We start from the raw sequence: 18,001 nt of genomic DNA, 5'->3' as shown, positions 1-18,001 counted from the left end.
TCCTTTTTAGTAGCGTGACGGCTGGGTCGTCATCTGGTCCACCTGCTCGAGTGTTCCACCGCCTGCCTTTGTGTCCTGTGCTGCGGTGATTCGACAGTAACAGCGCGCCCGGCACCGGCCAACCCTCCACCCTTTCCGCCAAAAATAGTTGCTACATGCTTGATTCCAAACGATTTTCCGATTCCCAAGGGCGATTGTGCTTACACTTCCTTACGAAGCGCGGCACGCATCGCCGGAAACCCCGCGGCGCGCCTGCCCTGGCCGCAGATTCCGATTCAAAAGCTTACAAATCATTACAGAGCGGTGTGCCGTCGATGCCACAGCGGCCGTTCACGGCGCGCGGCGCAGCGTCGTCATCGCCCGCGACAGCGAGAACGCCGCGTCGTCCTGGTCCAGCGCCCACGACATCAGGCCGCCCAGGCGCCGCGTGCGGACATAGCCGGCCTTTTCCTCGATCACGCGCGGATCGTCATAGGTCCAGAACGTGCCGTCCGCGTAGGTCCACCATTGCCGCGTGACGGGGTGGTACTGGCCGGGCAGCTTGCGCGCGGCGATCCGCGCATACTCTTCCGCGCCCTCCTCGAAGCCGCGCGCGGCGCCTTGCGCCGGCTGGTACAGGCCATTGTTGGCGGGAGCCACGCCGCGCCAGCCGCGCGCATAGAACGGCACGCCGACGACGATTTTCTCGGGCGGCACGCCGGCGGCCAGGAAGCGCTTCACGCCGGTATCGACGCTGCGCGGGCTGGCGTCCTTGCTGGCCGGATCGGGATACAGGTTCGACTGGAAACCGGTCGGCCCCTGGGCGTTCCACGCGCCATTGAAGTCATAGGTCATCAGGTTGATCCAGTCCAGCGAACGGCTGTAGACGGCCGGTTCGGTGTGCCGCATCTTTTCATCGGTGCTGTTGACGGCCGCCGTCAGCAGGTAGCGCTTGCCGGTTTCCTTGCCGAGCGCATCGAGCTGGCGCCGCAGTTCCTGCACCAGCAGCGTGAAGTTGCCCTTGTCGGCCGGGCCGGGGTGTTCCCAGTCGAGGTCGATGCCGTCGAACACGCCCGCCGCTGCGCCGGGGCCGCCGTGGCCGTCGAGGTGCGGCAGGTTGCCGCGCAGGTACAGGTCGATGCAGGAGCTGACCAGCGCGCGGCGGCCCTCCTCGGTGGCGGCACCCGGCGCGAACCAGCGCGACCACTCGCCGCCGCCCAGCGCCACCAGCACCTTCAGGTTCGGGCGGCGCGCCTTCAGCTGGGCCAGCTGGTGGAAATTGCCGGCCAGCGGCTGGCCCGGCTTGTCGGCACTGCCGTCGACCGATTCGCCGGCGCCGAAGCGGCGCGCGTAGTCGAGTGTGGCGCGCATGCCGGCGCCGTCGCGGTCCGGCACGTCGCGGCCGCTGTCGCAGCGGTGGCTGCCATCGGGCATCGGGTAGATATTCTCGAACGCATAGACCAGGAAGGTGAACCCGTCGGCCGCCGGGGAGCGGTCGAATTGCTTCAGGCGGAAGCCCTTGTCGACGCTCCAGCCGGTGTAGTACGAGCCCACCTGGTAATTCTTGTCAGAGCCGGCGGCGGAAGGCGCGGCACTGGCCACGAGCATGGCGGCGGCACAGAAGATGGACAGCCGGCGAAGCGGAATGGACGAAGACATGCGCATGGTGTTCCCGTGTCAGAGTTTGATGTAGATGCGCCGCCGGTCCAGCGCCCAGGCCGCCAGCCAGCAGGCCAGCATGTAGGCGACAGCGAAGCACAGCGATGCGAAGTAAGGGTCGGCCCAGGACAGGAAGACCTTTTCGTACAGCCATCCGTGCAGTGACGTGCCGCCCACGCGCACCAGCGCCAGCACGGTCGCGCCCACGCTCGACAGCAGGTAGATGAACAGCGTGTTCTTGCCGAACGCTTCGAAGAACGGCAGGCCGGCGCGCAGCCCGCCGATGTCGACCGCCCAGACCAGGACGGCCAGCACCAGCAGGTCCCAGCCGACGGTGCACAGTACGTAGGAGCTGGTCCACAGCTTCTTGTTGATCGGCAGGAGCGTGTCCCACCCGTACGCCAGCAGCAGGCATGCGGCGCCGGCCGCGGCCAGACCACCGACCGCCGCCATCGTGCGGCCGCGGTGACCGAGCCACGCCACGGCCAGGTAGCCCGCCAGCACGTTGACGATGGCCGGCAAGGTGCTGAGGATGCCTTCCGGGTCGAACGGGATGCCGTCGCCGCCATACATGTGCGGCGCACCCAGCACGGCCAGGTCGAGCGCGCGCACGGCGTTGCCGGCCAGCGTGTAGTCGCCGAATTGCCACAGCAGCCACCAGTAGCCAAGCAAGGCCGCGGCGCCGAAGCCGAGCGCGCCCCGGATGCCGCCGAGGCGCACGATCACGGCGGCGCAGAAGTAACAGATGCCGATGCGCTGCAGCACGCCCATGATGCGCGTGGTGCCGATCGGTTCCGGCGTGAAGTCGGCCGTGAAGAACGGGAACCAGTACAGCAGGAAACCGCACAGGAAGATCAGCGCGCCGCGCCGCGCCACCGTGCGCAGGAACGCCGCGTTGTCCAGGGCGGCCAGCTTCTTCATGTTCAGCCGCAGCGCGCCGCCGACCACGAACAGGAAGGTGGGAAATACCAGGTCGGTCGGCGTGAAGCCGTGCCATGCGGCGTGCGCCAGCGGGGCATAGAGTGTGCTCCAGCTGCCGGGGGTGTTCACGATGATCATCAGGGCCAGCGTGAGGCCGCGCAGCACGTCCAGGGCCAGGTTGCGCGAGGGAGGGGAAGATGGCGTGTTCACAGTTTCAGCCTGACGTGATAGCGGTTGAGGAAGGCCACCACCACCAGCGTGGCGGCGGCGAACAGCAGGGAAAACGCGATGGCGCCGGCACCCTGCATCAGGGCCGGCCACCAGCGCAGGCCCAGCAGGTGCATCAGCGACACCAGGATCATGGGCAGCAGGTACGTCACCAGCGGATTGGTGGCGGCCGGCTCGACCAGCGCGGTCCAGCGCACGGCGCCGCGCAGCTCGACCAGCCAGTACAGCAGTGTGTACAGCGCCGTGCACAGTGCCGCGCAATACAGGGCCCAGGGCGGCGTGGCGCCGATCTTGGAGATCGGATACCAGCGGTGCAGCAGCCATGCGCAGGCCGCCAGCAGCGCCGCCAGCGCGGCACCGGCGGCCACCGTCCGCAAGCCCTGGCCGCCCGTGCCGGCGCCGAAGAACAGCAGCACGCAAGCCATGCCGCACAGGACGAGCGAGGCATGGGTGGCATGCATGGCGATCACGCCATTGCCGTTGCAGGCCCGGCTGGCCATGAACCACAGCACGCAGCCGGCCGTGGCGGCCGCCAGCGCGGCCAGCGTGCGCGGGCCCTGGCCGCGGCAGCACAGGTAGACGGCGCTGGCCGCCAGGTAGGCCCAGCCGATGCAGCCGAGGATGCCCCACCACGAGGTGTTCATCCAGCCGCCGTCCTGGCCGCGATACAGCAGCGCCAGCACCACGATGATGGCCACGCCGGCGCCGCGCAGCAGGCGCGCGTGCCAGGGATTGGCGAAACGCCACGCGCCCCACACGAGGAACGCGGCCCCGTAGAAGACCAGGATCCACAGGTGGATGGGGATGGCCATCGATGCCCCGTCGCTCTCCTCCGCGTTGACCATGAACAGGCCCAGCACGATCAGGCCGAAGGCCCGCAGTGCCGCGCGGCGCAGCGCGGTCCAGGCGCCCTGCCCGGCCGCCTGCCGGTCCAGGCCGAACGGGATCGACATGCCGACCACGTACAGGAAGGCGGGAAACACGACATCGGCCAGGCTCATGCCATCGGCGCTGGCGGGCAGGTGCTGCAGCCCGGCCGGCACGCCTTCGGCGCCGGACAGCGCGTTGACGAACAGCATGGTGAAGAACGTGAGGCCGCGCAGCGCATCGATCGAAGCGATGCGCTGGCGCGGCAGGCCGGGCGATTGCGCGGTCAGCGGTGCGGGTGAAGGCGGTGCGGGCGAAAGTGTGGTCGGCTGGGCTGGCATGGCGTCGGCTGGAGAACGGTTTCCGGGCGTAACGGTCCCGACCGTAACACGGGCCGGCGGCGCCGGCAACGGTCCGCCCAGCCATCGTCCATAAAATGCAAGTCATTGATTTCAAACGGTATTGCCGTGAGCACCTACAGGTGGGGCTTACATTTCTTTACAGAGGCCCATGGCGCGTGGCCGGCAAGCCCGTAAAAGCGTGTTCGCGGCACGGAGCCCGGCGGCGGCGCCCTCACAAATCCTTACGAATTGCCGGCCGGCCGCCCTGCCGGCGCCTCGCCAAGCAGGTGCGGCGCATTCCTACAGCCGCTGAAGGGTCGCCCCGACAGATCGGATCGGGCCATGCGGCTACCATGCGTTCTCCCGGCGGCGATGGCTCCCCATCGCCCCTACTGACAGCCAAAGGAGGAAGCGATGACGACCGACGTGAACGAGAACCTGAACGACTGGCTGCGCGACGCGCACGCGATGGAGCAGCAGGCGGAAAAGATGCTGACGGCGCAGGCCGAGCGGCTGGAACACTATCCCGAGCTGAAGGCGCGCATCGTCCAGCACATCGAGGAAACGCGCGGGCAGCAGGGCCTGCTCGACGAATGCATGGCGCGCCGCGGCGTCAGCAATTCGATATTGAAGGACCTGGGCGGCAAGCTGATGGCGTTCGGCCAGGCGGTCGGCGGCATGACCGTCAGCGATGAAGTGGTCAAGGGCGCAATGGCCGGCTATGTGTTCGAGAACCTGGAAATCGCCAGCTACACCGCGCTGATCGCCGCCGCGCAGCAGGCCGGCGATACCACCACGCAGGCCGCGTGCGAGCGCATCATCGTGCAGGAAAAGGCCATGGCCGCCTGGCTGCTGGAGCACCTGCCGCAACTGACGCAAGCCTTCCTGGTGCGGTCCGCCACGCCGGGCCTGGAAGCCAAGGTGTAAGGGCGATGGCCGGCCGTCCGGTTGGCGGCCGTTCCCCAGAGGATCGGGCAATCAATCCGGACTTTCCGGCCTGTGCGCGGGCGACAGGCGGGCGGCATCATGTGGGCTGTACTGTCAACCCATGGAGGACCGCATGCCGACCACGATTGCACGAATTGACCGGCCGGCCGCCGGCGTCGCGACAAACCCTGTTTTGCGCGCCCGGTGCGCCATCGCCATCGTGATGCTGGCCGCGGCCGGCGCCTGCGCCGCCGCCGGCACCTCACAGGCCGAAGCGGCCGGCAACCGCCGGATCGTCGACGCGGCGTTCCAGCGCTGGGCGGCGGGCGGCAACGGCTTCTTCAACGAGCTGCTGCACGAGGATGTGGTGTGGACCATCGAGGGAAGCGGCCCTTCCGCCGGCACCTACCGCGGCCGCAAGGCGTTCATGGACCGCGCCGTGGCACCGTTCGCCGCGCGCATGGCCACCCCCGTCAGGCCGGTGTCGCGCCAGGTCTGGGCCGACGCCGACCACGTGATCGTGCGCTGGAAAGGCGAAGGCACCGCGGGCGATGGCCAGGCTTACCGGAACAGCTACGCGTGGATCTTCCGGATGCGCGGCGGGCGCGTCATCGAAGCCTCCGCCTTCCTCGACCTGCCCGCCTACGACGACGTGCTTCGGCGGGTGCCGGCGCCCGCCGCCCGCTGACCGGGTCCAGGGCGGCAAACCCTGCCCGGCGGTGCCGTTGCAACACCATGAAATTTCATGGCGATCCCTGCCGTACGCCGTGCTAGAATTACCGGGAGGAAAGCCATGCCGCTTCCTGTTCTTCTCCACGGCCAAGCCAATGCCGTTTGCACCACCGCCCCACGGCGGCACTCACGGACATTGGCCATGACTATCGATCTTCCGCATTCCGCTTCGCATTCCTTTACGCCCCAACCGCGTGTGCTCGTCATCGACGACGATCGCGACGCGGCCGACATGCTGGCCCAGCTGCTTTGCCTGAACGGCATCGACGCGCGCCCCGCTTTCGGCGGCAGGCAAGCCATCGAACTGGCTGCCACGTTCGATCCGCAAGTGATCTTCCTAGATCTCGGCATGCCTGTCATGGATGGATTCGCGGTGATCCGCGCCCTCCGCAGCGAACTGCGGTCGGCGGCGTATATCGTCGCGCTGACAGCTTGGGACGATGCCACTACCCGGGCCCGCGTTGCCGCGGCCGGCTTCGACCGGCACCTGGCCAAGCCATCGAGCCTGGCGGCGATCCTGCCCGTCATCGCTGCACATTGCCGGCATGGCAAGACGGGGCAGGCGTTGCCATTTGCGGGACCGGCCTGCGAGGGGTCGCGCCAAAGCGACAATACCGCCACGCCATCGCACGGCGCCTGCAGTCACGCCTAGCCAGCCCGCATGTCCAGGCTGGACAGCAGCGGTAGCAGTCGACAGCCCATCGACCGAACCACTCACGGAAAGGCCCGCAGGCGCCTGCCTGATGGAGAACTGTCGCTGTCCAACCGGGTGTCCTCTACATCGCCGGTGGCGGCACGCTGGTGGCGTTCAACCTCCACTGACACAACGCCCAGCCGGGCTCCTCGCCGAGCCCTGGCCTACCGCGGGCCCCGAATTTATTTGCTTAGGACTCCTTGCTATTATTCTTGACCGTGCTAAGATGCTTCACATGGACGGCGCGGCAACCACTGACAAGGCAACGCCAGTCCGGTTTTCAGTTCGAGAACCATAGTTAGGAGTCCTAATGTAAATGCCGAGGCCAGCATTTCCATTCCCCCTACGGCCAACCACGAAAGGAAACATCATGTCCCAGAATGCCAACACCGCCCGCGTTGCCCTCCTCACCCGCGACACCGCGACGGGCGCTTCGCAACCGCTGCTCGAACAAATCCATGGCGCATTCGGCGTTACGCCGAACATGTTCAAGGCCGTCGCCAACTCCCCTGCCGCGCTGGCCAGCATGTGGGGCGCGTTCGGCGCCCTCGGCAACGGCACGCTCGGTGCCAGGCTGGGCGAGCAGCTCGCCGTGGCGATCGCCGACATCAACGATTGCGAGTACTGCCTGGCCGCGCACACGGCCCTGGGCCGCAAGGCCGGCGCCACGAGCGACGAGATGGCCGCCGCCCAGGCCGGCCAGTCGCAGGATCCGAAGACGGCCGCCGCGCTGAAGTTCGCCACGAGCGTGGTGCGCAACCGCGCCAGGATCGGTGCCGGCGATGTCGATGCACTGCGCGAGGCCGGCTTCGACGATGGCCAGGTGGTGGAAATCGTGGCCCACGTGGCGCTGAACCTGTTCACGAACTACGTGAACGTGGCGCTGGCGGTGCCGGTCGACTTCCCGCAAGTGAAGCTGCGCGCCAAATGAGGCCCGCCACCGTGACGGCCGCCCCCGAACTGGAGGTGGCGGCCTGGCTGAATGCCCACGGCTCGCCCAGCCTTGCCGCCCTGCGCGGCAAGGTGGTGGTGGTCTACGCGTTCCAGATGCTGTGCCCGGGCTGCGTCTCGCATGGCATACCGCAGGCAAAGAAGATCGCCGCCACGTTCGACCGCGGCGACGTCGAGGTACTGGGCCTGCATACGGTATTCGAGCATCACGCGGTGATGGGCCGTGATGCGCTGGACGCCTTCCTCCACGAATACCGCATCGATTTCCCGGTCGGCATCGACCAGCCATCGGACAGCGGCCCGGTGCCGCGCACGATGGCGCGCTACCGGATGCGGGGAACGCCGACGCTGCTGCTGATCGACCGCCAGGGCATGCTGCGCCAGCAGGTCTTCGGCATGGCCGACGACATGCAGGTCGGCGCCCTGGTGGCGGGCCTGGTCCATGAGGAGGCGGACGAGCCGCAATGCGACGAGGGCGGCTGCCGCATTCCACTGTCCACCGTGACCTGACAACCGACTAAATCCTAACAAGGAAAACACCATGAAACGCTTCAAGCCATTCCTCGCCATCGCGCTGCTCGCCGCATCCATCGCCGCGCAGGCCCATACCGGCGGCATCCACAGCGCCGGCGCGAAAGCCGTCACGCCGGCGTTCGACATCGTGCACACGAAGATCACCACGGAGGGCAATCTCGCCGTGTTCCATGTTGCCGTCTCGGGCAAGGCCGGCGCATCGCGGCCGGGAAAAACCGGCAAGCTGGCCGGCAGCAAGATCTTTTCGTATGTATGGCCCACCACGATCGATCCCTACGTTGCCGGCTTCGACAAGGGAACGGGCATCCTGGCGTTCGCCGTGACGGCCCACCCGGACTTCGACGATACCCCGCTGTACGATGAGAATGGCGATGGCGACCTGGGGAACGACGGCGACCTGTGGCACTCGCACTGGGTGGTGCTGCAACCCGACGACGCCTGCGGCAAGGGTGCGCTGAAGATCGTCGACATCCCCGCGGGCGCGAAACCCCGGCTGCCGAAAACCTGGCCGGGCCTGCCGATCCTGATCGACAGTCCCGCCTACAGCCCGGTGTTCAAGGGCGACACGCTGGAAGTGCGCGTACCGTTCGACGATATCGGCGTGGTCGATGCTGCCGGCTTCGATGGCGTGACCGCCGCGCTGCGCGTCAACGAAAGCGTGCACAACCCGCTGGTGTGCGTGGCCGACGTGTTCAAGGTGGCGTCCGGCAAGCTGACGCTGCCGGGCAAGGTGGAGAAGAAAGCGGCACAGTAGGTCTCGCGCGCCGGAGCCCGCGCTACATGCCGGGCTTCAGCGTGCGGCCCAGGAAGTCGCGCATCAGCGCGCCGATCGTGGCGCTCTCCTCCTCGAGGGCGAAGTGGCCCGTGTCGAGCAGGTGCAGTTCCGCTTTCGGCAGATCGCGCAAGTAGGGATGGGCCCCGGCCGCCGGGAAGATCTTGTCGTTCTTGCCCCACGCGATCAGCATCGGCGGCTGGTGCTTGCGGAAGTAGGCTTGCCACGCCGGGTAGTGCGGCGGATTGGAACCGTAGTCGTGGAGCAGCGCCAGCTGGATCTCCTTGTTGCCCGGCCGGTCCAGGTAAGCCTGGTCGAGCATCCAGGCGTCGGGGCTGATGCGCCGCACGTCGCGCACGCCCTCCGTGTACTGCCATTTCGTCGCGGCCAGTTCCAGGATCGGCCGCTGCTTCGCCGTGTTCGCCGCCGACTTGTCCGTCCACCACACCTTGATCGGCTTCCAGAACTCGTTGTCGAGGCCTTCGTCATACGCGTTGCCGTTCTGGACGATGATGGCCGTTACCCGTTCCGGATGCGCCGCCGCCAGCCGGAAGCCGACCGGCGCGCCATAGTCCTGCACATACAGCGCATAGCGCCTGGCTCCCACGGCCACGGTGAACTTGTCGATCACTTTCGCCAGGTTGTCGAAGCTGTAGGTGAATTCTCCCATCGGCGGCATGTCGCTCTGGCCGTAGCCGGGGTAGTCCGGCGCGATCACGCGGTAGCGGTCGGCCAGCTGCGGGATCAGGTTGCGGAACATCTGCGACGACGTGGGGAAGCCATGCAGCAGCAACAGCGTGGGCGCGTTCGCCGGGCCGGCTTCCCGGTAGAACACGTTGACGCCATCGATGTTCACGGTGCGGTAGCTGACGGCGTTGGCCGGCGCATTGGCGGTCGTGGTGGCGGCGGGCGTGGCCGGCGCGGCCAGCGCGCCGTGGAAGGCGGCGGCCAGGCCGAGCGCGGAAATGGCCTGGAATGCGAGGTGGAAGGCGGGGCGGAAGAGGACGGGAGCTTGCATGGTGTTTCTCCTTGGCTTGTCGGTGAAGGCCACAGCGGCAAGCCAATGGTAGGAGCCGGGCGCGCATGGCGGAACGATGTAGCGGTCAATTCATCGTTGCGCCTGACGCAATGCCACCGGTGGCGCGGAGCGAGGCCTCCCGCCCCGCGCCCCGACCTTCGCCCCGATTTTCGCCCCCTTTATTGCGTTCAGCCAGCGCCCGTCGTCCGGGCCGCCGGCGCCGGTGTCCAGGCATCGGACACCTCGATAAACGTCACGGCTGCGGTTCCCACCCCGCCCCGCCGCCGAAACCGGCAAACACCTGCGCACGCGAAGAGAACCCCGCCGCCACGTCGCTGGCGCTCAGCTGGAAACCGCCCACCCGCGCACCCAGGTCGAGCGGGGTGCCGGCCAGGTCGGTGGTGCCGTATTCGCGCCAGCCCGACATGGCATCGGGTGTCACGGGATTCGGCGCCGGCTGGTTGTTGACGCCAAGGCCGGCCCAGCCCGCGGCGGCCACGTGCCGGTCCATGCGGCAGTTGATGAAGGCGATGTTGTCCCAGCTGTCGGTACCGCCCGGGCTGCGCGCCAGGTAGGTGGCGCCGTTCGGCACGTCGCCGTGCAGCGGTCCCGGGCCGGGGCCGTGCGTCAGCGCGCTGTTGAGGAAGACGAAACCCTTGTCGGCGGCGGTCGGCACGCGCGCCTGCAGCACGTAGCCGCCGTTGGCGGCATTGCTGGAATCGCCCACCGAGCGGATCTCGCTTTCCTCGAACAGGGCGGCGCGGCTGCTGCCCCAGATGAAGTCCACGTTGCCCGCCACCAGCGTGCGGTAGAACCATGACCAGCCCTTCAGGTTCAGCGTGTCCTGCTCGCTGAGGAAGGCGGCGTTCTTCGCCACCAGGCGGCCGCCATCGCTGTTGAAGTACAGCGTTTCGGCCTGGGCCGAGATGGCCGGTGAACGCAGGGTCGTGTTGTTGAACGTCAGCGACTCCAGGCTCAGCATGTCGGCCGCCTCGACCAGCATGATGGCACGCCCGCCCCGCGCGCCACTCGTGCTGGCGCCCTGGCTGGCGCCGGTGCCCGAATTGAGCGAATCGTTATTGGTGTAGCGGATCACCACGCCGTCGCGGCTCTCGCCGACGATGCTGACGTTGTCCTTGCCGCGCAAGAACAGCAGCTCCCGGTAGGCGCCGTTCTTCACGCGGATGGTGACGGGATCGGCCTTGCCGAAATACTGCATCGCGTAGTTCAGCGCACCCTGCACCGTGCGGAAGTCCGCGGCGCCATCGTCGTCGACCGTTACGCTGTCGCCCGACGGCATGGCGGCGCGGGTGGTGAACGACCAGCCGCCCAGCCGGCCGATGCCGGCGAACGGCACGCCGCCCAGCGAGGTGCCGGTGAACACGCCATCCGAGATCGCCACGTAGTATTCGGTGCCCGGTTCGAGCTTGTTGCCGTGCAGCCGGATGGTCGCCGCGTTGCCGTCGATCGTGACCGGCACCGTATTCACCTTGCGCACCTGGGCCTGGCCGGGGTAGCCCAGCATGTCGGTTTCGCCGGTCAGCCGCACCACGTCGACCAGCGCGTCGTCGGCCTTGCGGAACACGCGGATGGTGCCGCCGCTGCCCAGCACCGGCGGCCTGTCGAACACCAGCTTGAGCGACAGGTCGACCGGCTCGCTGTCCGCCTGCGCGGCCGGCCAGGTGGCGTTGTCGAGCGGGTAGGTTTGCGTGGGCTGCACGAAGCGCGGCGCGATGGTGGCCTCGATGGTGCGCGTCAGCAGCGGATCCGAGCCGGAGGTGAAGACGATCTTCGCCGTGCCGCCGCCGACCGGGGTGATGGTGGCGACATTGCCTTCCATGGTCACCGCGGCCACCGCCGGATTGCTCGATACCGCCGTGTAGCTGTCCGGCGTGCTGTCGGGAGCGCGCGCATTGACCGTGACCTGCAACGGCGCGTCGCCCGCTTCGGCGGCGAAGCTCGTCACCGCCGGATCGAGCGTCAGCTGGGCGGGCTTCAGGGCCGGGTCGCCGATGCGCACATCGTCGACCTGGAACGACTTGTTGGCCGTGTACAGGCCGACCAGCCCACGCGCGGCGAACGCGCTGTCGGTGACGGAACCCAGGTTTTCGCCGTCGAGGTAGACCGTCAGCGTGCTGCCGATCATCTCGAAGCGCACCGTGTAGAACGGCCCATCCATCGAGACCGGCTTGCGCACCTGCTTCGGCCGGCTCAGCGACCCGGCGAACATCTTCGCGATCTCGACCTGCGTGCTGGCGGTGCTGTTCTGAACATTCAGGCCGCCGCCATACCAGTTGCCCGCATCGACATAGCGCGTCACCAGGTACAGCTGCTTGTTGCCCGTGGTGCCGTTGGTCATCGGCCGGATGCGCGCTTCGACGAAGTAGTCGCCCGAGGGCACCTTGTCCAGCGCCGCCGGCTTGATCAGCGCCAGCACGCCGCCGGTGGAGGCGGCCGTGTACTGCAGCACCTTGTTGGCGCTGCCGCCCACTTCGTCCTGCACGCGGAAGCTGCCGTTCGGGCCGGGCACCGGGAGCAGATCCCATTTCGCCGCGCCGCCGCCCTGGAAGTCATCGCAGAAGTACAGGCCGGACGGCGGGCAGGCCAGGGCCGGGCCGGTGTCGATGGTGGTGCTGCCCGTGCCGGTGACGGCCGTCGCCAGCTTGCCGCCGCCGGCCTGCGCCAGCGCGTTGGCCTTGACCAGCGCCACCGGGCGCACGCTGTACGCATACGGCGGCGTCCAGCCGGCGCTGGCGGCGACACCGCAGCTGCCCAGCGCCGCCGCGTTCAGCAGGGAGCCCTTGTCCTGGAAGGCGCCGGCGATGGCGCCGGAAAAGTCGCGGACCACGTCGGCGCAAACGCGCGCACCGGCCACCTCGAACACATTGTTGTTGGACAGGATCTTCGCCGCCGTGCCCACGCCCACCGCATAGCTGACCGGGTACACGGGGTGCGACTTCGCACCGGCGTAGTAATTGTTGAACAGGTGGACCTGGCCGAAGCGCACCCGCGGCGCGCGGCTGGCCACGTCGCGGAACACGTTGTTGCTGAAGGTGACGCGCAGCTTGCCTTCGTCGCCCGTGGCGCTGTCGCTGCCGCCGACCAGGTTGTTCTTGTTGTGCTGCTCGAACACGTTGTACGACACGGTCACGTAGTCGGAGCCGTTGGTGATGTCGAGCGCGCCGTCGTGGCACTGCTTCACGTGGTCATTCTCGACCGGCAGCAGGTCGTCCGTCACCGGCGCATCCGTGAAGCTGACATGGTCGACCCACACATGGTCGGACCCCGAGATGCCGATCGCGTCGAAGGCGGAATTCCAGTTGCCGGTGGAGCCGTCGGTGGGATCCCACACGGGGCCCACGTCGCAGGGATTGACCAGCTTGAGGTTGCGGATGATGACCTGCGACACGCCCGACAGCACGATATGGCCATTGACGATGCCGGTACCGGGACCGGCGCCGATCAGCGTGGTATTGCTCTTGAGGCGGATGGCGCCCCGTGCCGCCTGGTCGGCGCTGCTGGTGAACGGCAGGCCTTCGCTCATGTCGATGGTGCCGGCCAGCTTGATGATCTTGGCATTGACGCCGCCGTTATGGATGGCCGCCAGTAGCTGCGCGCGGTTGGTAACCGAGTAAATCTGTTCGGACGGCGCGGCGGCACCGCCCCGCGTGCCGCCGCCCTGGCTGGCCCAGCCGTCCAGCGGTGCGCCCTGGCGGGCCGGGTCGACCGGATCGGCGCCATGACCGGGCGCGGCGCCGAAGACGAATGCGGCGCACAGCGCCGCCTTGAATGCAAGAAGTCGCATGTGATGCTCCTGGTGGAGGAACGAATTGGCGTGGGGCTGCCTCCGCCCTGGCGGAAGTGCCCTTCGTGTTTTGCGTCGTGTTTTGCGTCGTGGAGCGCGTCGTGTATGCGGTCAGCCGCGGCGCTGGTGTGCGTCGTGCGCGGCGGATCGGTAGCCGCTGCGCGCGCGGTGGACGGCGGCCAGGCAGCCCAGTCCCGCCAGCAGCAGCGCGGCGCTGGACGGCTCGGGAACCGCCGCCACGGCGTCGATCTGCGCGGTGATCGCGCCGAACTCGTTCCATTCGACGCCGCCCAGTTCCAGCGCGATGGTGTGCGGATCGACGAGCGACAGGCCCGGCACGCCGCTGGCGCCATCCGTGCCGGTGAACGTGAAGGCGCCGATCGGGCTGGCCAGGCTGTTGCCGAAGTCGAAGCGCATGCTGTAGGCGCCGGTCGGGATCGTGCCGTTGGCGATCACGGTCAGCGCGCCGCTGGCGGAAATATCGATCCCGAACAGGAAATCGGCCGTCAGGAATTCGACGCCCGTGCCGGTAGTATCCAGCGCGGTGGTGTTGGCGCCCGGTTCGGCGGCGAAGCCATGGTCGAGGCCGAGCATGCCCGCCGCATCGCCGTTGTAGGTGGCCGTGACGATGGCGCCTTGCAGCGGCAGCATGCCCGCGTGCGCGCTGCCCATGCCGAGGGCGGTACCCATGGCGGCAAGCGCCAGGGCCTTGAGAAGGTCTTGGGTGTTCAAACGTGTCTCCGATCTGGTTATTGTGATGTCGGAAGCGCCGCGGGGAGCGGTCGCCGTGGAACACCTCGCGTGTCCCGCGCCGTTGCGGGGGCGGCCGGAGGAGGATGGCCTTGCGCGCGGACGGTCAAGCCGAAGTTACAATGAAAACAGCACTTTCGGTCCGGCCCATTTTAGATTGGTCAGGCCGGTTTAGCAATCGTCCGGACCAATTATGTTGTAGCGTTCAGACAACTCTGCTGGCGCTGCACTGCCTTTCCCAGACCTCCAGGTGACTGGAGCTACCGGCTCACCGAGCGATCCCGCCCCGCATGCTTGGCGTCGTACAGGGCCTTGTCGGCGCGCTCGATCACGTCGTCGATCGATTCTCCTTTCCGGTACGGCGTAACGCCCGCCGAGAACGTGAGCCGGATTTCCGGCACGTCCGCGCAGACCGGCGTGTCGCGCAGCGAGCGGCGCATGCGCTCCATGCCGGAATCCAGGTCGGCCGGGGGCGAGCCGGCCAGGATGATGACGAATTCCTCGCCGCCCCAGCGGCCGACGATGTCGGTCGTGCGCAGGTGGGCGCGGGCCCGGTCGGCAAAGCCGGTCAGCACGTCGTCGCCGACGGCATGGCCGAAGCGGTCGTTGATGCTCTTGAAATGATCGAGGTCGGCCAGCGCCACCGCGAACGCCGGGCCGCCGCGGTCGAAGCGCGCGATGTGCTCGGCCAGCAGCTCGCGCATGTGGCGCCGGTTCGGCAAGCCGGTCAGTTCATCGAGGGTGGCGACGCGGCGGATTTTTTCCAGCGCGGTTTCCAGTTCCGCCTTCTGCTTCTGCAGGCGCTCGCGCATCGCCCGCAGCTGGGCGGACAGGGACGAGATCGCGGGCAGCACGGTGGCCAGGATCGCGTAGTGGATCACCTCGACCTCGGGCGGATACGTGAGCGGATCGTGCAGCGCGCACCAGACCATCACGGCGCCCATCAGCACCAGCGTATAGCGCATCAGCAGCCACACGTAGCGGGTACGCATCTCGAACATGCCGAACACGATCACCATCGCCGCCAGCGCCAGCATGGAGGGATGGGCCGGCCCGGCGATCATGTAGGCCGCCGCGACCAGTGTCTGCGCACAGATGGCCTGCGGCAGCGCCAGCGACGGCGCGCTGAAACGGAGGTTGAAGCCGCTGCGGATGGCGGCATAGAACGCCGTGACGACGGAGCCGCAAGCCAGCGCCAGCACGCCGGTCCAGCCGGGATCGAAGATGCCCCGCTCGCCGCCGTAGAACAGGATGACGATGCAGATCGCGTACACGCCCGCCGTCATCAGGGCGACGATCGCCCGGCGGCGCTGCTTGAAGTCGGCCGAGAGGACGAGATCGCCGATGCGCTGCGCCGCGCGTGTCATCAGGGGCCGGGCCGCCTTGCCCGCTTCAATGGCATCCACGATGGCCTTCCGGGCTGGTGGAAAGGGCATCGCCCCACGAACGACGGACGGTGGAGGGCCATCCGCTACGGGACCGCGCCTTGCCGTACCGCGGTAGATGTGCTGCCTGCTCTGGAACCTGGCGATGTGCTGGGGTGGAGACTGGTGGCTTCAAGGTCTGGTGCGATGGTCCATTGCCGCTCGTGCAAGTCAACATGGATGGCTGGCCACGGCCGGGTGGCCGCTCATCCCTCCTCCATGCCCGGGTCATCAACGGCCTGGCCATGGCAACGGCCAGGAAACTAGTTGATTTTTGGCACTATACCATGGGACCAGACATTATTTTCATCCGCAAGTGAGCTGTTGAAGTGAGCTGTTGCACGGGCACCAGCACGGGCTGGAACAACGCTTGACAAGCTGCGCGGGTTGGCCGCCGTTCTTGTGGGACATGGGCGGCCGGCAGGGAAATCATGCCAGATGAAAGCAAGCCCGGGCGCCCGTTTGCTAGTGACGCAGGGCTCGCGCAGGGCTCGCGGCGCCACCGGCTCGATTCAGAATAATCCGACCCGGCACGTCAAACGCCTGTCACAAATGGCCCATAAGGTAGGCAGCACGCACCAGGCCACCTGGCGCGCTGCACGCAACTCAGCAATGACGTTGCCCTTTCCGGCCACCCGCCAGATGCGCATCCTGCAACTGCCGTGTTCGCCAGTTGATGAACTTCACTTCATGAGGTATGCCATGTTCCCGTTCTCGCAAGCCGTTACGCCCGCAGTCCGTACGCACCTGAATGCCCAGGCAGCTTTCCTGAACGACGTGTCGAAATCGCTGACCCGTTCGTTCCAGGAACTGTGCCAGCTGAACATCCAGCTGGGCCAGACCATGCTGGAGGAAAGCACCATCGTCGGCCACCAGCTGTTGACCACCGACCGTCCTTCCGACCTGATCTCCGTGACCGCCGCACGCGCCCAGCCTGCCACGGAAAAGCTGCGCGCCTACCAGCAGCACATCTCGCGCGTGGCCGCCGACAGCCAGGTCGATTTCGCCCAGGTCGCCGAACAGCACGTGCAGGAAACCTCGCGCACGGCACGCGCGCTGGCTGACCAGGTGGCGCGCACCGCCGCCGAAGAAACCGACCGCTCGCTGCGCCACCAGGAAGAATCGCTGAAGAACTTCCGCGATCCGTTCGCCCAGGACGGCGCGCAGCGCGGCAACGGCAGCACCCACCACGGCAGCATGCAGGCGGAAGTCCGCGGCGAAGCCGGCTCCGCCCAGTTCAAGGTGGATGGCGAGGCATCGACCCAGGGCAACCTGCAGGGTGGCCAGGCCGCGCAGGGCAACCAGCACGGTTCGAAACAGGGCAAGTCGGCCTGAGTTGAATCTGTGAGCCGCGGGTGACGCCAGTCGCCCGCGTGCCTCGGCCCGCGCACGCGAAGCCTGCGTGCGCGGCCTTTGTTCACCAGCTCTTTGTTCACCAGCTCTTTACTCACCATTTTTCAGCGCCGCAACTCCGCCATGATCCGCTCCGCCAGGAAATCGCACGGCGGGCGCCGCGACTTGGCACTGCGCGCCAGGATGACTTCCAGCGCATCGATCTCCGGCAAGCCCTGCGCCTGCCCCAGCAAGGTCAGGTGGCGCGGCACCGCGCACTGCGCCAGCGGGGCGACGGCAAGCCCGGCCTCGACCATGCTGAGAAGCCCCATCAGGCTGGGACTCTCGAACGACGTCCGGTACGTGATCCTCGCCCGCTCCAGGCTGCGGATGGCGTTTTCCCGCGCCACGCTGCCGGGCAGGAACACGGCGATCGGTAACGGCCGCTCGCGCCAGATGCCGGCCGCGCCAGGCGACGCCGCCCACACCATCGGTTCGAAGCGGATGAATTCGCCCGACAGGCCTTTGACTCGCGTGGCGCAGACCAGGTCGACCGAGCCATCCTTCACCATCGGCGCCAGCGCCACGCTGGGCAGGCCGACCACCTGGATTTCCACCCTCGGGTAGGTGGCGGAAAACTTCTTCAGGATCGCCGGCAGCAGCGACGAGGCATAGTCGTCCGGCACGCCGATGACGACGCGGCCGGTGACGTCGGGCCGCACCACGGCGGCCCATGCCTCTTCGCGCAGGGCGAGCATGCGCCGCGCATAGGTCAGCAATACTTCGCCGTCCTGGGTCGGCGTCACGCTGCGCGGTTTGCGCACGAACAGCGGCTTGCCCAGCGCCGCCTCGAGCGTCTTGATCTGCATGCTGACCGCCGATTGCGAGCGGTGCACGACTTCGGCCGCGCGGCTGATGTTGCCGGTGTCGGCCACCGCGACGATCATCGCGAGGACATCCAGGTCGAGTGCTTTCATGGGGGTCCCGTATTATTTCGAATGCATCGCTATCAATAAATCTGATAGCAACGATCAATATTATGCGATTTTCTTGAACGAGTGGGTCAT

At 67.5% G+C, this 18,001-nt stretch carries 15 protein-coding genes; 7 read left to right on the top strand and 8 right to left on the bottom strand.

The features are described from left to right. Nucleotides 1–330: 330 nt before the first annotated feature. Genes OU994_RS13530 through OU994_RS13520 form a run of 3 tightly spaced genes read right to left on the bottom strand, consistent with a single transcriptional unit; the run spans nt 331 to nt 3,995 of the window. Nucleotides 331–1,638, bottom strand: coding sequence for a glycoside hydrolase family 18 protein (locus tag OU994_RS13530; RefSeq protein WP_281611172.1), 1,308 nt, complete (start codon nt 1,636–1,638; stop codon nt 331–333). 18 nt (nt 1,639–1,656) lie between these two features. Beyond that, nucleotides 1,657–2,769, bottom strand: coding sequence for an acyltransferase family protein (locus OU994_RS13525; protein WP_281611171.1), 1,113 nt, complete (start codon nt 2,767–2,769; stop codon nt 1,657–1,659). Further along, the gene (locus tag OU994_RS13520; protein ID WP_281611170.1) at nt 2,766–3,995 is read right to left on the bottom strand and encodes a DUF5009 domain-containing protein; all 1,230 of its coding nucleotides are present in this window, start codon (nt 3,993–3,995) and stop codon (nt 2,766–2,768) included. Before OU994_RS13520 ends, OU994_RS13525 begins: the two co-directional genes overlap by 4 nt. A 414-nt stretch (nt 3,996–4,409) precedes the next feature. Between OU994_RS13520 and OU994_RS13515 the strand changes: the two genes are divergently transcribed. From OU994_RS13515 to OU994_RS13490, 6 genes are all read left to right on the top strand, one after another. Then, nucleotides 4,410–4,922, top strand: coding sequence for a ferritin-like domain-containing protein (locus OU994_RS13515; protein ID WP_373922590.1), 513 nt, complete (start codon nt 4,410–4,412; stop codon nt 4,920–4,922). A 133-nt stretch (nt 4,923–5,055) separates the two neighbouring features. Further along, entirely contained in the window at nt 5,056–5,610 is a 555-nt protein-coding gene (locus OU994_RS13510) for a nuclear transport factor 2 family protein (protein WP_281611169.1), read from the top strand. Nucleotides 5,611–5,796: 186 nt separating this feature from the next. Beyond that, on the top strand, nt 5,797–6,306 hold the full coding sequence (locus tag OU994_RS13505; protein WP_281611168.1) for a response regulator: 510 nt from the start codon (nt 5,797–5,799) through the stop codon (nt 6,304–6,306). 412 nt (nt 6,307–6,718) lie between these two features. Beyond that, the gene (locus OU994_RS13500) at nt 6,719–7,279 is read left to right on the top strand and encodes a carboxymuconolactone decarboxylase family protein (RefSeq protein WP_281611167.1); all 561 of its coding nucleotides are present in this window, start codon (nt 6,719–6,721) and stop codon (nt 7,277–7,279) included. Beyond that, entirely contained in the window at nt 7,276–7,809 is a 534-nt protein-coding gene (locus OU994_RS13495; protein WP_281611166.1) for a TlpA disulfide reductase family protein, read from the top strand. Before OU994_RS13500 ends, OU994_RS13495 begins: the two co-directional genes overlap by 4 nt. Before the next feature lie 31 nt (nt 7,810–7,840). Beyond that, nucleotides 7,841–8,587, top strand: a complete 747-nt coding sequence (locus OU994_RS13490; RefSeq protein WP_281611165.1) for a hypothetical protein — start codon at nt 7,841–7,843, stop codon at nt 8,585–8,587. A gap of 22 nt (nt 8,588–8,609) precedes the next feature. On the opposite strand, the gene OU994_RS13485 is transcribed toward OU994_RS13490, so the two are convergent. The 4 genes from OU994_RS13485 to OU994_RS13470 form a co-directional block, all read right to left on the bottom strand. Then, on the bottom strand, nt 8,610–9,623 hold the full coding sequence (locus OU994_RS13485) for an alpha/beta fold hydrolase (RefSeq protein WP_281611164.1): 1,014 nt from the start codon (nt 9,621–9,623) through the stop codon (nt 8,610–8,612). A gap of 253 nt (nt 9,624–9,876) precedes the next feature. Further along, a complete protein-coding gene (locus tag OU994_RS13480) occupies nt 9,877–13,428 on the bottom strand; it encodes a pectinesterase family protein (protein WP_281611163.1) in 3,552 nt (1,183 codons plus the stop codon). A gap of 111 nt (nt 13,429–13,539) precedes the next feature. Beyond that, nucleotides 13,540–14,160 (bottom strand): PEP-CTERM sorting domain-containing protein, encoded by a 621-nt coding sequence (locus OU994_RS13475; protein WP_281611162.1) that lies wholly within the window; start codon nt 14,158–14,160, stop codon nt 13,540–13,542. Nucleotides 14,161–14,438: 278 nt separating this feature from the next. Continuing rightward, on the bottom strand, nt 14,439–15,584 hold the full coding sequence (locus OU994_RS13470; RefSeq protein ID WP_281611161.1) for a GGDEF domain-containing protein: 1,146 nt from the start codon (nt 15,582–15,584) through the stop codon (nt 14,439–14,441). Nucleotides 15,585–16,292: 708 nt separating this feature from the next. Here OU994_RS13470 and phaP point away from each other — a divergent pair. Further along, a complete protein-coding gene (phaP, locus tag OU994_RS13465) occupies nt 16,293–16,937 on the top strand; it encodes a phasin family protein (protein ID WP_281611160.1) in 645 nt (214 codons plus the stop codon). Between the two features lie 122 nt (nt 16,938–17,059). Here phaP and OU994_RS13460 read toward each other — a convergent pair whose 3' ends face one another. After that, on the bottom strand, nt 17,060–17,911 hold the full coding sequence (locus OU994_RS13460; RefSeq protein WP_281611159.1) for a LysR substrate-binding domain-containing protein: 852 nt from the start codon (nt 17,909–17,911) through the stop codon (nt 17,060–17,062). Nucleotides 17,912–18,001 lie beyond the last annotated feature (90 nt).

It is taken from the genome of Pseudoduganella sp. SL102 (genome assembly GCF_027856995.1).
Taxonomy (GTDB): Bacteria; Pseudomonadota; Gammaproteobacteria; order Burkholderiales; family Burkholderiaceae_D; genus Rugamonas; species Rugamonas albidiflava.
The sequence above is the reverse complement of the archived record's forward strand: the minus strand, read 5'-3'. Positions and strand labels throughout refer to the sequence as shown.